The organism is Pseudomonas sp. GQ91, assembly GCF_059758795.1.
On the sequence record NZ_JCAXED010000006.1, the window covers coordinates 113,528 to 126,631 of the forward strand.

12 protein-coding genes are annotated in these 13,104 nt (G+C 61.6%); 6 read left to right on the plus strand and 6 right to left on the minus strand.

The features are described from left to right. Positions 1-348: 348 nt before the first annotated feature. The 4 genes from AC6CIA_RS10875 to AC6CIA_RS10890 all read right to left on the minus strand — a co-directional run bounded on the left by AC6CIA_RS10875 (position 349) and on the right by AC6CIA_RS10890 (position 4,147). Positions 349-1,524: a porin gene (locus tag AC6CIA_RS10875; protein WP_498311867.1), complete on the minus strand. Its 1,176-nt coding sequence runs from the start codon at positions 1,522-1,524 to the stop codon at positions 349-351. 155 nt (positions 1,525-1,679) lie between these two features. Then, positions 1,680-2,492 carry a sulfite exporter TauE/SafE family protein gene (locus AC6CIA_RS10880; protein ID WP_498311869.1) on the minus strand — a complete coding sequence of 271 codons (813 nt, stop codon included), beginning with the start codon at positions 2,490-2,492 and terminating at the stop codon, positions 1,680-1,682. Between the two features lie 9 nt (positions 2,493-2,501). After that, the gene (locus AC6CIA_RS10885) at positions 2,502-3,746 is read right to left on the minus strand and encodes an NAD(P)/FAD-dependent oxidoreductase (protein ID WP_498311871.1); all 1,245 of its coding nucleotides are present in this window, start codon (positions 3,744-3,746) and stop codon (positions 2,502-2,504) included. Between the two features lie 65 nt (positions 3,747-3,811). Then, on the minus strand, positions 3,812-4,147 hold the full coding sequence (locus tag AC6CIA_RS10890; RefSeq protein ID WP_339528358.1) for an ArsR/SmtB family transcription factor: 336 nt from the start codon (positions 4,145-4,147) through the stop codon (positions 3,812-3,814). A 93-nt stretch (positions 4,148-4,240) separates the two neighbouring features. On the opposite strand from AC6CIA_RS10890, the gene AC6CIA_RS10895 reads away from it, so the two are divergent. Beyond that, positions 4,241-5,104 (plus strand): MBL fold metallo-hydrolase, encoded by an 864-nt coding sequence (locus tag AC6CIA_RS10895; protein WP_498311873.1) that lies wholly within the window; start codon positions 4,241-4,243, stop codon positions 5,102-5,104. A 23-nt stretch (positions 5,105-5,127) separates the two neighbouring features. On the opposite strand, the gene bkdR is transcribed toward AC6CIA_RS10895, so the two are convergent. After that, positions 5,128-5,616 carry a Bkd operon transcriptional regulator BkdR gene (gene bkdR / locus AC6CIA_RS10900; protein WP_339528356.1) on the minus strand — a complete coding sequence of 163 codons (489 nt, stop codon included), beginning with the start codon at positions 5,614-5,616 and terminating at the stop codon, positions 5,128-5,130. A gap of 196 nt (positions 5,617-5,812) precedes the next feature. Between bkdR and AC6CIA_RS10905 the strand changes: the two genes are divergently transcribed. From AC6CIA_RS10905 to AC6CIA_RS10925, 5 genes are all read left to right on the plus strand, one after another. Further along, positions 5,813-7,048 (plus strand): 3-methyl-2-oxobutanoate dehydrogenase (2-methylpropanoyl-transferring) subunit alpha, encoded by a 1,236-nt coding sequence (locus AC6CIA_RS10905; RefSeq protein WP_498311875.1) that lies wholly within the window; start codon positions 5,813-5,815, stop codon positions 7,046-7,048. Between the two features lies 1 nt (position 7,049). Next, on the plus strand, positions 7,050-8,108 hold the full coding sequence (locus AC6CIA_RS10910; protein WP_498311877.1) for an alpha-ketoacid dehydrogenase subunit beta: 1,059 nt from the start codon (positions 7,050-7,052) through the stop codon (positions 8,106-8,108). Then, the gene (locus AC6CIA_RS10915) at positions 8,109-9,377 is read left to right on the plus strand and encodes a dihydrolipoamide acetyltransferase family protein (protein ID WP_498311879.1); all 1,269 of its coding nucleotides are present in this window, start codon (positions 8,109-8,111) and stop codon (positions 9,375-9,377) included. A 3-nt stretch (positions 9,378-9,380) separates the two neighbouring features. Next, positions 9,381-10,760 carry a dihydrolipoyl dehydrogenase gene (gene lpdA, locus AC6CIA_RS10920; protein WP_498311881.1) on the plus strand — a complete coding sequence of 460 codons (1,380 nt, stop codon included), beginning with the start codon at positions 9,381-9,383 and terminating at the stop codon, positions 10,758-10,760. A 213-nt stretch (positions 10,761-10,973) separates the two neighbouring features. Next, complete coding sequence (locus AC6CIA_RS10925) at positions 10,974-11,993, plus strand: branched-chain amino acid aminotransferase (RefSeq protein ID WP_498311883.1); 1,020 nt, start codon at positions 10,974-10,976, stop codon at positions 11,991-11,993. A 118-nt stretch (positions 11,994-12,111) separates the two neighbouring features. Here AC6CIA_RS10925 and AC6CIA_RS10930 read toward each other — a convergent pair whose 3' ends face one another. Beyond that, a complete protein-coding gene (locus AC6CIA_RS10930; protein WP_498311885.1) occupies positions 12,112-12,999 on the minus strand; it encodes a GNAT family acetyltransferase in 888 nt (295 codons plus the stop codon). Positions 13,000-13,104 lie beyond the last annotated feature (105 nt).

Here is a 13,104-nt window from a genome sequence, read left to right on the forward strand (position 1 = left end):
AAGTGTACGAAGCCGGAGAGTGGCGACCTATGCTACTTGGGTAGCGGGTTGGGGGTCCCAAGGGAGGAGATACGCCGCCCCTTCCGTGGCGAGGGGCGGCACGCGGGAGAGGCTCGTCTGTGGCGAGGGGGCTTGCACCCCCGTTGGGCTGCGCAGCAGCCCCAGTCAGGAAAAACGCGGTGTATCAGACAATTCTCGGCGCCCGGTTTTGGGGCTGCTGCGCAGCCCAACGGGGGACAAGCCCCCTCACCACAGACAAACCTTTCACCACAGACAAGTCACATGACCAGAGGCAAGTCACATGACCACAGGATTGGCAGACACTTCGGGACGTGCTGCTCCACATCCTCACCAGGTCAGCACGGCTCCCACCGCAAAGGTGTCGGTGTCCTCGTTCTGCGCATCACTGTCATGCCCCTCGATCTGGAACTGGTTGTACTCGGCCACCCATTTCAAGTTGTCGTTGATCTCATGAAACAAGGCAATGCCACGGGTTTCATAATCCGCGCCGCTGCCGACCACGCCGTTGCCGTCATCCTGGGTCTTGCCGTACGACAACGCCAGGCGGTTCTTGCCCAGCGTGTATGAGCCCTGCAACAGGTAGCCATTACTGTCGACATTGCGCAATGTCGCCTCGCCGGCGTTGTTGGTGAAAAACGGATTGATTCCCTTGGCCTGGAACCCTGAGCCTGTGAGCGACAAACCACCGATTTTCGCCTGTACGCCGTAGCCCAGCCCCTTGGAGGTGACTGACTGCACCGTCGAGTCAGTGTTGTCGGAGGTCTGGTAGCTGCCGTTGAGCCAGCTGTAGATCTTTGCTCCACCGACGTCGAACTGGTAGGTAACCTCGCTCTCGGTGCGCGGGTTTTTCTGGTAGGCCTTGCCCAGCGGACTGCTGTCGTTGGTGTCCACCGGGTCCAGGATGCCCACCGCGACCCGCAGCCCGTCCATCAACGGGGTGCGGTAGGTAATTTGCGACGTGGGGAACGGATAGGGATAACCGCTGCCGATATTGCCAAACGACACCCCGCCGCCATCCACCAAACCGAGGCTGTCGCTGACTTGGCCATATCCGGCCAATAACTCGTCCAACAGGATGTTGGAACGGGCAAACAGGCCGAAATCCTTGCCGATCAGCACTTCGCCCCACGCTGGATTGGCCACGGTGCCATAGAACTGGCGCACGTCGATGGCGGTGTCGGTGCCGTTGGTTTCACTGTCGTTGATGGTGACCCAGAACGAAGCACGCGCGCCGAGCTTGAGATCGTCGACCTGCTTGCCCATGTTGAAGCCCAGGTAGTTGGGCAGAAACCCCATCTTCACCCGGGCCTGACGGCGATCGTACTGTTCGCCGGCACGGTCGACGTCGCTGTTGACGTAAAAAGCGTTGATGTAGCCATCGGTGGAGAACGTGGTTTCGTCCTTGTCGTACAGCACGATCTCGGCTTCGGCCACCGAACTCAGACCGAGGCTGACGATAAACACAGGCAACAGACGACGTGGGGCATTCTTATTGTTATGCATGGCGCGCTCCGCAACAGGGACTTGATGTCGGAGGCGATTATCAAAAGAGCGCCGGCGGCGTCATACGCTGCCTTGGAGGCGAATGCCGGATCCTTTGGACGGTCGGACGCTACCTCGCCAAAGGCGCGCCACTTAGGGATTAAGCCGGATAACGCTCATGCAGGAGCGAAGGCGTTGAACAGCATGCCCACTGCAACCACTCCACACAGGCTGGCGAAACCGACCTGCAACACTCCCGCCTTGATCAATGAGCCCAGGCGCCGTCCGACGAGCATGCCGACTATGCTCGCGCCGATGAATACCCAGCCCATCGCGTCGATGCTCACCCCGGCATGGAACGCACCGACCACGCCGATCAGGGAAATCAGGCTGATCACCATCAGCGACGTGGCGACAATGCCGCGCATCTGCACATCGGTCAGTTGCTTGAACGCCGGCACGATCAGAAAACCGCCGCCCACGCCCAGCAACCCCGAGACCGCGCCCGTCACCGCGCCCAAGGCCGCCAGGGTCGCGGTGCATTTGGTGGTCCAGGCGAAACGTCCGGTCTGTTGATCGAGCATGCAGTTTTTTTGGCCCCAGGAGGCCGCCCCGTGGTCGCTTGGGCCAGCCTCGACCTGCTCGCGCCGCAGCATGCGCCACGCCACCAGCACCATCAGCGCACTGAACAAAACCATCAGTACCTTCTCCGGCAGTTGATGGGCGAAAAACACCCCCAGCGGCGAAAACAACGCCCCGAGCAAGGCGATCAACAGCGCCGCGCGGTAACGCACCAAGCCATGGCGCAAACCGTCAATCGCCCCGACGGCGGCTGCCGCGCCGACCGCGAACAATGACACCGGGGCCGCCGCGGTCATGCTCAAGCCAAGCCCGAGGACCAACGCCGGTACCCCGAGAATACCGCCACCGGCCCCGGTCAATCCCATGATCAGCCCCATCAACAGGCCAAAAAAACTTGCCAGCAGCATAGGTTGTTCTCAATCCACCTTGGACAAACGGGTCAGCCACTCGCGGCCCTTGAGCATGCCGTTCCAATAAAACCACGGCAGCAACGTCGCCTTGAGAAACCATGCCGAGCGCCGGGCCACGGTCGGATCGAGGGGAAACGTCGGCAGCAGTTTGCCGCCATAGCCGAACTCGGCCAGCACCACCTTGCCCTTCTCCACGGTCAGCGGACAGGAGCCATAACCGTCGTACTTGAGCGGCAGCGGTGCCTGTTTGCGCAGGGCCAGCAGGTTCTCCGCGACCACGACGATTTGCTTGCGCACCGCCGCGGCCGTCTTGGCATTCGTGGTGGAACACACGTCGCCGAGGCCAAACACCTGCGGGTAACGCAGGTGTTGCAGGCTGTGGGGATCGACTTCGCACCAGCCGGCGGAATCTGCCAGAGGGCTGTGGCGGATAAAATCGGGGGCTACCTGCGGCGGCACCACGTGCAGCATGTCGAAGGATTTTTCCTCGATACCGAGGTTGCCCTGGGCGTCCTTGATCTCGAACCAGGCTTTGCGCGCGGGGCCGTCGACCTTGATCAGGTTGGCGTTGAAGGCCAGCCGCGCACCATACTTTTCGACGTAGTTCATCAGTGGCGGGACAAAGGTCGCCACGCCAAACAGCGCAGCGCCCGCCAGATTGAATTCCACGTCGATGTTTTTCAGATCACCTTGCCCGCGCCAGTGGTCACAGGACAGGTACATGGCCTTTTGCGGCGCGCCGGCGCATTTGATGGGCATGCCTGGCTGAGTGAAAATTGCCTTGCCGGCCTTCAACTGCTGCACCAATTGCCAGGTATAAGCGGCGTGCCGGTAACTGTAATTGGAGGTCACGCCGTTCTGGCCGAGCGTTTGCTCCAGGCCCTCGATTTTCTCCCAGGCCAGGCGCAGGCCAGGGCAGACGATCAGGTTGTTCCACGTCACCCGCTGGCCGTCGTCGAGCACCAGGGTCTGTTCGTCAGGCAGCAATTGGGTGACCGCCGCCTGTACCCAGGTCACGCCATCGGGCACTACCTGGGCCATCGGCCGGGCAGTTTTGCGGATGCCATGGGCGCCAGCGCCCACCAGGGTCCAGGCAGGCTGGTAATAGTGTTCGTCGTTGGGTTCGATCAGGGTGATGTTGAGGTTGGGATCGCGCTTGAGCAGACTGGCCAGCAGGCCGATGCCTGCCGAGCCGCCGCCGATGACCACGATGTCGCCACTGATGGTCGGTCCACAGTGTTGGTCGTTCATAGTCCTGGCCTTTCTTATGAGCATTGCACGCTGTTAACGCAAAAAAGGGTCGTTGCCGTACGGCGTCACGCCCAGCTTTTCATCACCGCCCCGCAGTACAGTCCGGAGAGGGTTTTCATCACTTGGATCACTTCGTGGCTGGCCAGCCCGTAGAAAATGTATTTGCCTTCCCGACGGGTGGCGACCAACCCTTCGTCGCGCAGGATGCCCAACTGTTGTGACAGCGTCGGCTGGCGCACGCCGGTCATGGTTTCCAGCTCGCCGACGTTGCGCTCGCCCTGGGTCAACTGGCAGAGAATCAATAGCCGGTCTTCATTGGCCAGGGCCTTGAGCAAGGCGCAGGCCTTGGACGCAGACGCGCGTAACTGGGCAACTTCACTTTCACTCAGACTGGATTCCATTTGCCTCGGTCCTTTCGCTCACTTAAGCTCAAAACATTATGTTTAAACATAAAATGAATATCACGCTTTTTTTAGCCGCCAGGGACTACCGTCATGCCCGCGCTGATTCAATCCTTTCTGGACGAGACCTCGTCGACCTGGACCTATGTGGTCTATGAAGAAGACGGCGGCCCATGCGCCATCGTCGACTCGGTACTCAACTACGACCCCGCCGCCGGGCGCACCGACACCACCCAGGCCGACCGGGTGATTGCCTTTGTGCGCGAACACCGCCTGCAGGTGCAATGGCTGCTGGAAACCCACGCCCACGCCGACCACCTGTCCGCCGCGCCCTACCTGCGCCGGGAATTGGGCGGCAGGATCGCCATCGGCCAGTTCATCAGCCAGGTACAGCACGTGTTCAAGCGGCTGTTCAACCTGGAGCCGGCGTTCCGCGTCGATGGCTCGCAATTCGATCATCTGTTCGCCCCGGACGAGGTGTTCCACATCGGCAACCTCAAGGTCCAGGCGCTGCATGTGCCCGGCCACACGCCAGCGGACATGGCCTACCTGATCGACGACCAGTTGATCCTGGTGGGTGACACGCTGTTCATGCCCGACGTCGGCACCGCCCGCTGCGACTTTCCCGGTGGCGATGCGCGCCAGCTGTATGCATCGATGCGCAAGCTATTGGCATTCCCGCCACAGACGCAACTGTACGTGTGCCACGACTACCCGCCCGAAGGTCGCAGCGCCAAGTGCCTGACCAGCGTCGCCGAACAGCGCGCCGGTAATATTCATGTGCATGACGGGGTGGATGAGGCGCAGTTCGTGGCGATGCGTACCCAGCGCGACGCTGGCCTGGGCATGCCGACCCTGTTGTTGCCGGCGATCCAGGTGAATGTACGCGCGGGGCATATGCCGCCGGCGGAAGATAATGGCGTGGTGTATCTGAAGATCCCCCTCAACCAGCTTTGAAATACACAACCCGCTCCCACATTTCATGTGCCCAGGTTGATGCCATTGGCCGGCAATGGCAGCGCGGTCTTGTAGCGCACCTGCTTGAGGGCAAAGCTGGAACGGATATTCGCCACCCCCGGGACCTTGGTCAGAAAATCCATCATGAAGCGCTCCAGTGACTGGATGGTCGGCAGCAGTACCCGAATCAAATAATCGGGATCGCCGGCCATCAGATAGCACTCCATCACTTCGGGCCGATCGGCAATTGCATGCTCGAACTGCTGCAGCGCCAACTCGTTCTGTTTTTCCAGGCTGACATGGATAAACACATTAACGTGCAGCCCCAGCAAGTCGGCGTCCAGCAACGTGACCTGTTCACGAATCAACCCCAACTCTTCCATTGCCTTGACCCGGTTGAAACACGGCGTGGGCGACAGGTTGACCGAGCGCGCGAGGTCAGCGTTGGTGATGCGGGCATTCTCCTGAAGGCTGTTGAGAATCCCGATATCGATACGATCCAGTTTGCGCATGAGATAAAACCACCTGTTTATTATGTTTATGCAGATTTTTTATCCTCAAATGATCCCGGGCGCAATAAAACACAGATAAATATTCTTCTACGCCGGGCCTATGATTGTTGTAGGACAGGATTTCCCCTACCCGGGGACTGACTGCCAGCTAAGCGCGCCCACTACAAGAAATTCACAAGATCGAGCGTAGAAAGCCATGACCCAGCAATACGAACCGCTGCGCCTGCACGTTCCCGAGCCTTCCGGCCGTCCAGGCTGCAAGACCGACTTTGCCTACCTGCGTCTGACCGACGCCGGTACGGTGCGCAAACCCGCCATCGACGTAGAACCGGCCGACACCGCCGACCTGGCCAAAGGCCTGATTCGGGTGCTCGATGACCAGGGCCAGGCCCTGGGCCCGTGGGCCGAAGGCGTGCCCGTGGAGATCCTGCGCAAAGGGATGCGCGCCATGCTCAAGACGCGAATCTTCGACAACCGCATGGTGGTCGCCCAGCGTCAGAAGAAAATGTCGTTCTACATGCAGAGCCTCGGCGAAGAAGCCATCGGCAGCGCCCAGGCCCTGGCGTTGAACATCGACGACATGTGCTTCCCCACCTATCGCCAGCAAAGCATCCTGATGGCCCGTGAAGTGCCGCTGGTGGACCTGATCTGCCAACTGCTGTCCAACGAGCGTGATCCGCTCAAGGGCCGTCAATTGCCGATCATGTACTCGGTCAAGGACGCTGGTTTCTTCACCATTTCCGGCAACCTTGCGACCCAGTTCGTACAAGGTGTGGGCTGGGGCATGGCCTCGGCGATCAAGGGTGATACCAAGATCGCCTCGGCGTGGATCGGCGACGGCGCCACCGCCGAATCCGACTTCCACACCGCCCTCACCTTCGCCCACGTCTATCGGGCGCCGGTGATCCTCAACGTGGTCAACAACCAGTGGGCAATCTCCACCTTCCAGGCCATCGCTGGCGGTGAGGCCACCACCTTCGCCGGACGCGGCGTGGGTTGCGGCATCGCTTCGCTGCGGGTCGACGGCAACGACTTCATTGCCGTGTATGCCGCGTCTGCCTGGGCCGCCGAGCGCGCGCGCCGGAATCTCGGCCCGACGCTGATCGAGTGGGTCACCTACCGCGCCGGCCCGCACTCGACCTCCGACGATCCCTCCAAGTACCGTCCCGCCGACGACTGGAGCCACTTCCCGCTGGGCGATCCGATCGCCCGCCTCAAGCAGCATCTGATTCGCATCGGCCAATGGTCCGAAGAGGAACACGCCACGGTCAGCGCAGAACTGGAAGCCCAAGTGCTGACCGCGCAGAAAGAAGCCGAGCAGTACGGCACCCTCGCCGGCGGCCAGATTCCAAGCGCCGCGACCATGTTCGAAGACGTCTACAAAGAGATGCCGGAGCACTTGAAGCGCCAGCGTCAGGAGTTGGGGATCTGACATGAACGATCACAACACTCACATCGAGCTGGAAACCGCCATGACTACCACGACCATGACCATGATCCAGGCCCTGCGCTCGGCCATGGATGTGATGCTTGAGCGCGACGACAATGTCGTGGTGTTCGGCCAGGACGTCGGCTACTTCGGCGGCGTGTTCCGTTGCACCGAAGGTTTGCAGAACAAGTACGGCACCTCGCGGGTGTTCGACGCGCCGATCTCCGAAAGCGGGATCGTCGGCGTGGCGGTAGGCATGGGCGCGTATGGCTTGCGCCCGGTGGCCGAAATCCAGTTCGCCGACTACGTGTACCCGGCCACCGACCAGATCATTTCCGAAGCGGCGCGCCTGCGTTATCGCTCGGCCGGGCAGTTCACCGCGCCGTTGACCATGCGCATGCCGTGCGGTGGCGGCATCTACGGCGGCCAGACCCACAGCCAGAGTATCGAAGCGGTATTCACCCAGGTCTGCGGCCTGCGCACGGTGATGCCGTCCAACCCCTACGACGCCAAGGGTCTGCTGATTGCGTCCATCGAAAACGATGATCCGGTGATCTTCCTGGAGCCTAAACGCCTGTACAACGGTCCGTTCGACGGCCACCACGACCGCCCGGTAACCCCGTGGTCGAAACATCCGCAAGCGCAGGTGCCGGAGGGTTATTACACGGTGCCGCTGGATGTCGCCGCGATTGTCCGCCCAGGCTCGGCGGTGACCGTGCTGACCTACGGTACCACCGTGTATGTGTCGCAAGTCGCCGCCGAGGAAACCGGCATCGATGCCGAGGTCATCGACCTGCGCAGCCTGTGGCCGCTGGATCTGGAAACCATCGTCAAGTCAGTGAAAAAGACCGGTCGATGCGTGGTGGTGCACGAAGCTACTCGCACCTGTGGTTTTGGCGCCGAACTGGTGTCGCTGGTGCAGGAACACTGCTTCCACTACCTGGAAGCGCCTATTGAACGCGTAACCGGTTGGGACACCCCTTACCCGCACGCGCAAGAGTGGGCGTATTTCCCTGGCCCGTCCCGTGTGGGCGCGGCTTTGCAACGGGTCATGGAGGTCTGAATGGGCACGCACGTTATCAAGATGCCGGACATCGGCGAAGGCATCGCAGAAGTCGAGTTGTCGGTGTGGCACGTCAAGGTCGGTGACATGGTGGTGGAAGACCAGGTGCTGGCGGACGTCATGACCGATAAGGCGATGGTGGATATCCCCTCGCCGGTCCACGGCAAGGTGATTGCCCTCGGCGGCGAGCCGGGCGAAGTCATGGCCGTCGGCAGCATCCTGATCAGCATTGAAGTGGAAGGCGCGGGCAATACCCAGGAGTCGGCGTTGTCGGCCATGGTTGAGGAAACCGCCCCGGAACCGGCGCAGAAGCCAGAAGCCCCGGCACCTGTTGCCGAAAGCAAGCCGATGGCAAAACCGCTGGCGGCGCAAGCGCCCGTGGCTCGCGAGGCCGCTGAGCGACCGCTGGCCTCCCCGGCGGTGCGCAAGCATGCGCTGGATGCCGGTATCCCGCTGCGCCTGGTGCACGGCTCCGGCCCCGCCGGGCGGATCCTGCATGAAGACCTCGACGCCTACTTGCAACAAGGCGCAGCGAATCCCACGGCAACGGCCAACCCGTACGCCGAAAGCAGCGACGAACAGCAAATTCCGGTGATCGGTATGCGCCGCAAGATTGCCCAGCGCATGCAGGACGCCACGCGACGTGCCGCACATTTCAGCTATGTGGAAGAAATTGACGTCACCGCCCTCGACGAGTTGCGCGTACACCTCAATGCGAAACACGCTGCCACACGCGGCAAGCTGACCTTGCTGCCGTTCATCGTGCGCGCCATGGTCGTGGCATTGCGCGATTTCCCGCAGATCAACGCACGGTATGACGACGAGGCCCAGGTCATCACCCGCCTCGGCGCGGTGCATGTCGGGGTCGCCACCCAGAGCGATGTGGGCCTGATGGTGCCGGTGGTGCGTCACGCCGAAGCGCGCAACCTGTGGGGAACCGCCGAGGAAATCAACCGCCTGGCCCAGGCCGCACGCAATGGCAAGGCCAGCCGTGAGGAACTCTCGGGCTCGAGCATTACCCTGACCAGCCTTGGCGCATTGGGCGGGATCGTCAGCACGCCGGTGCTGAACCTGCCGGAAGTGGCGATTGTCGGCGTCAACCGCATCGTTGAACGCCCCATGGTGATCAAGGGCCAGATCGTGATCCGCAAGATGATGAACCTCTCCAGTTCCTTCGATCACCGGGTGGTCGATGGGATGGACGCGGCGCAATTCATCCAGGCCATTCGCGGCCTGCTCGAACAACCTGCCAGCCTGTTCCTGGAGTAAGTCATGGCGCAGACATTGAATACCACACTGCTGATTATCGGCGGTGGCCCGGGCGGTTATGTGGCGGCGATTCGTGCCGGCCAACTGGGCATCCCGACCATTCTGGTGGAAGGTCAGGCGCTGGGCGGCACCTGCCTGAATATCGGCTGCATTCCGTCCAAGGCACTGATTCATGTGGCCGAGCAGTTCCAGCAAACCGTGCATCACAGCCAGGGCTCGGCACTGGGGATTGAAGTCGACGTCCCCACCCTGGACATCCGCAAAAGCGTGGAATGGAAGGATGGCATCGTTGATCGCCTGACCACCGGCGTCGCCGCGTTGTTGAAAAAACACAACGTGCAAGTGATTCACGGCTGGGCCAAGGTCATCGACGGCAAGACCGTGGCGGTGGGCGATCAGCGCATCCAGTGCGAGCACTTGCTGCTCGCCACTGGCTCGAAAAGCGTCGATCTGCCGATGCTACCGATTGGCGGAGCAGTTATTTCCTCTACCGAGGCGCTGGCGCCGACACGCGTGCCCAAACGGCTGATCGTGGTCGGCGGCGGTTATATCGGGCTGGAGCTGGGGATCGCCTATCGCAAGCTCGGTGCCGAAGTCAGCGTGGTGGAAGCGCAAGACCGCATCCTGCCGGCCTACGACGCCGAACTGACGCAACCGGTGGCGCAATCCCTCAAGCAGTTGGGGCTCACGCTGTACCTCAAGCACAGCGTCAGCGGCTTCCAAGACAATCGCCTGCAGGTCCGCGACCCCAACGGCGATACCCTGGCGCTGGACGCCGATCAGGTGCTGGTGGCTGTCGGACGCAAACCCAACACCCAAGGCTGGAATCTTGAAGCCTTGAACCTGGAAATGAACGGTGCGGCGATCAAGATCGACAATCGCTGCCAGACCAGCATGCGCAATGTCTGGGCGATTGGCGACCTGAGCGGCGAACCGATGCTCGCGCATCGGGCGATGGCCCAGGGCGAGATGGTTGCGGAGCTGATCAGCGGCAAGCACCGGGAATTCAACCCGGCGGCGATCCCGGCGGTGTGCTTTACCGATCCGGAACTGGTGGTGGTCGGCAAGACCCCGGACGAGGCCAAGGCCGCGGGGCTGGACTGTATCGTGGCGAGTTTCCCATTCGCCGCGAATGGCCGGGCCATGACGCTGGAATCGAAAAGCGGCTTTGTGCGGGTGGTGGCGCGGCGTGACAATCACCTGATTCTCGGCTGGCAGGCGGTAGGCGTGGGCGTCTCGGAGCTGTCCACGGCGTTTGGCCTGAGCCTGGAAATGGGCTCGCGGCTGGAAGACGTGGCGGGCACCATTCATGCGCATCCCACCCTGGGTGAAGCCGTCCAGGAAGCCGCCCTGCGCGCATTGGGCCACGCTCTGCATCTGTAATGCCGGCCCCGGCAGGCGCGAGCTGGTTCGCGAAAATCGTCAGCGATAACGCGTGAAACCAGAATAAACCCGGCGTCCTCGGGTTTTTCGCGAGCAAGCTCGCGCCTACAGGGGGATGCGGGCGCACGGGGTTATGCAGTATTGTTGCGCCCATCCGGAAATAAATCACACGCCAGCCTTCGACCAGGCGGTGGAAAAGAGATAGAGGGTGTCATGGGTAACGAAAGCATCAATTGGGACAACCTGGGTTTTGACTACATCAAGACCGACAAACGTTTTCTCCAGACCTGGAAAGACGGCGCCTGGCAAGAAGGCACCCTGACCGACGACAACGTGCTGCACATCAGCGAGGGCTCGACCGCCCTGCACTACGGCCAGCAGTGCTTTGAGGGCTTGAAGGCCTACCGCTGCAAGGACGGTTCGATCAACCTGTTCCGTCCGGACCAGAACGCCGCGCGCATGCAACGCAGCTGCGGCCGACTGCTGATGCCACAAGTACCGACCGAGGCGTTCATCGAGGCGTGCAAACAAGTGGTCCGCGCCAACGAGCGCTTCATCCCGCCCTACGGCACCGGCGGCGCGCTGTACCTGCGTCCGTTCGTGATCGGCACCGGTGACAACATCGGCGTGCGCACCGCTCCCGAATTCATCTTCTCGGTCTTCTGCATCCCGGTCGGTGCCTACTTCAAGGGCGGCCTGACCCCGCACAACTTCCTGATCTCCGGCTACGATCGCGCGGCGCCCAACGGCACCGGCGCGGCCAAGGTCGGTGGCAACTACGCCGCAAGCCTGATGCCAGGTTCCCTGGCGAAAAAGGCCAGCTTCGCCGATTGCATCTATCTGGACCCGGCTACCCACTCGAAAATCGAAGAGGTCGGTTCGGCCAACTTCTTCGGGATCACCCACGACAACAAGTTCGTCACCCCGAACTCGCCGTCGGTGCTGCCGGGTATCACTCGCCTGTCGCTGATCGAGCTGGCTAAAACACGTCTGGGCCTGGAAGTGGTCGAAGGCGATGTGCTGATCGACAAGCTGTCGGACTTCAAGGAAGCCGGCGCCTGTGGCACGGCGGCGGTAATCACGCCCATCGGCGGGATCGAGTACAAGGATAAGCTGCACGTGTTCTTCAGCGAAAAAGACGTCGGCCCGGTGACCCAGAAGCTCTACAAAGAGCTGACCGGTGTGCAGGCAGGTGATGTGGAAGCGCCAGAAGGTTGGATCGTCAAGGTCTGAGCCAACAGCTGTTTTGCAAATAGCCCGCATGCCGGACGTAAGCCTGTTCGGTCAAGAAAGCCGCATGCCGCCCCCCCTCTGTGGTCCCCTCGCCACAGAGGGGTTCGGGCTTTTTGGTTTATTCGGGGATGTTCTGCGTGAGCGTCTTGCCCATGCTGATCCTCGGTTCCACGCCGTAGCCCAACGTCTCGTAGAACGCCGCCACCGCATCATTGCCCCCGGATATCTGCAGGTTGATCTTCATGCAACCCAGAGCACTCAACGCCTGTTCACCGTGGCGCACCAGCGAAGTGCCCAGGCCCTGCCGACGGTAGTCGGGATGCACGGCCACTGCATACAACCAGCCGCGATGCCCGTCGTAACCCGCCATCAAGGTACCGATGACGGTCTTTTTATCCGTGGCGACAAAAAACAACCCATCGTTGACCGCCAGCTTCCGCTCGATCGCCAGCGCAGGCCGGTTATGCGGTGTTTCATACGCAAACGCCGCCTGCCACAACGCCACCACCTGGGCGCGGTGCTGCCGGTCACGATAGGGGCCGATGGGGTGACGTGACAACAGCCCCTTCTCCATCACCAGGGTGCGCTCATTTCCGTGATAGACATCCCGCACCGTGTGAAAACCCAAGGTGCTGTAAAACGGTTCGGCCGTCAGGGAAGCAGGCACACTCAACACCGTTACCCCGGCTTCCCGTGCGTGCAGTTCGATTTCAGTCATCAGCAAGCGACCTATGCCCTGCCCTTGCAGCAGCGGATTGACGAATACCGAACGCACCACATTAGCGTCGAGGGCGGCGGTGGCGACGATCACTTGCGCTTGCGTGGCCACCAGCACGGTCCGGCGCTTGAGCAGTTCAAGCACGGCTTCGGGGGTAAAGTTGCTCGCCACTCGCGCAATGACATCCGCCGGGTAATCCTGCGCATTGCTGCTGTGCAAGGCCGCCAGGATAACCTGGCTGATGCCCTCGGCATCGGAGGGTTGGGCGAGACGAACGTCGGTGGGCATGGTTTCTCCTTGCTGGCACAAATATCTCAAACAGCACCATACCAAGGTAGGAACAGGCTTGCTCGAACTACCCGCCCCTCGTCAGACGCACTTCGGTGATGGACG

What these genes read in the sequence shown, in the direction of transcription:
- AC6CIA_RS10910 (WP_498311877.1), top strand. Translation starts at nt 7,050, where the DNA reads ATGAACGATCACAACACTCACATCGAGCTGGAAACCGCCATGACTACC.
- AC6CIA_RS10930 (WP_498311885.1), bottom strand. Translation starts at nt 12,999, where the DNA reads ATGCCCACCGACGTTCGTCTCGCCCAACCCTCCGATGCCGAGGGCATC.
- AC6CIA_RS10895 (WP_498311873.1), top strand. Translation starts at nt 4,241, where the DNA reads ATGCCCGCGCTGATTCAATCCTTTCTGGACGAGACCTCGTCGACCTGG.
- AC6CIA_RS10880 (WP_498311869.1), bottom strand. Translation starts at nt 2,492, where the DNA reads ATGCTGCTGGCAAGTTTTTTTGGCCTGTTGATGGGGCTGATCATGGGA.
- AC6CIA_RS10875 (WP_498311867.1), bottom strand. Translation starts at nt 1,524, where the DNA reads ATGCATAACAATAAGAATGCCCCACGTCGTCTGTTGCCTGTGTTTATC.
- AC6CIA_RS10915 (WP_498311879.1), top strand. Translation starts at nt 8,109, where the DNA reads ATGGGCACGCACGTTATCAAGATGCCGGACATCGGCGAAGGCATCGCA.
- bkdR (WP_339528356.1), bottom strand. Translation starts at nt 5,616, where the DNA reads ATGCGCAAACTGGATCGTATCGATATCGGGATTCTCAACAGCCTTCAG.
- AC6CIA_RS10890 (WP_339528358.1), bottom strand. Translation starts at nt 4,147, where the DNA reads ATGGAATCCAGTCTGAGTGAAAGTGAAGTTGCCCAGTTACGCGCGTCT.
- lpdA (WP_498311881.1), top strand. Translation starts at nt 9,381, where the DNA reads ATGGCGCAGACATTGAATACCACACTGCTGATTATCGGCGGTGGCCCG.
- AC6CIA_RS10905 (WP_498311875.1), top strand. Translation starts at nt 5,813, where the DNA reads ATGACCCAGCAATACGAACCGCTGCGCCTGCACGTTCCCGAGCCTTCC.
- AC6CIA_RS10885 (WP_498311871.1), bottom strand. Translation starts at nt 3,746, where the DNA reads ATGAACGACCAACACTGTGGACCGACCATCAGTGGCGACATCGTGGTC.
- AC6CIA_RS10925 (WP_498311883.1), top strand. Translation starts at nt 10,974, where the DNA reads ATGGGTAACGAAAGCATCAATTGGGACAACCTGGGTTTTGACTACATC.